The following is a 526-nucleotide window of genomic DNA, read 5'->3' as shown; positions in this document are numbered from 1 at the left end:
CCATTGCGACATCAGCTATAAAGCTGATCCGATTACATCTTCTCTTCACGATTTCATACAGAACAGGCAGACTTCGTAAAGTCCGCAAACTTGGTTCTTTCTCTTGTTGACTGCAAACATCCGTCTCTACACCAAAAAAGTGATGGTGGAGCCGGACGGGATCGAACCGACGACCCCCTGCTTGCAAAGCAGGTGCTCTCCCAGCTGAGCTACGGCCCCTTATCACATATCTGGTGGGCCTGGGAGGACTTGAACCTCCGACCCCACGCTTATCAAGCGTGTGCTCTAACCAACTGAGCTACAAGCCCTTATATCTTCGCCAACATCTCTCAGTCAGCGCTAATACAGGACGCTAGTCCGTCGGCCCCAATGGGCCGCGCCTGCGCAGGGCCAGCAGCGTCAGCTGCGGTACGGCCCGTGAGCAATCAACAATGAAGAAAGAGAAACGAAGGCGGCACGCCTGCAAGCGATCGTCAGGCTGACTGGCCTGCGATCTATGTTCTAATAAGATGGAGAAGGATCATCA

General features: G+C 53.4%; 2 tRNA genes. Both read right to left on the bottom strand.

The features are described from left to right. Nucleotides 1-143 precede the first annotated feature (143 nt). Nucleotides 144-219: transfer RNA gene (locus F9K91_RS25615), tRNA-Ala, on the bottom strand. A gap of 12 nt (nt 220-231) precedes the next feature. Then, a tRNA-Ile gene (locus F9K91_RS25610) sits at nt 232-308 on the bottom strand. Between the last annotated feature and the right edge of the window lie 218 nt (nt 309-526).

This window comes from Brucella tritici (genome assembly GCF_008932295.1).
GTDB lineage: Bacteria > Pseudomonadota > Alphaproteobacteria > Rhizobiales > Rhizobiaceae > Brucella > Brucella tritici.
The sequence above is the reverse complement of the archived record's forward strand: the minus strand, read 5'-3'. Positions and strand labels throughout refer to the sequence as shown.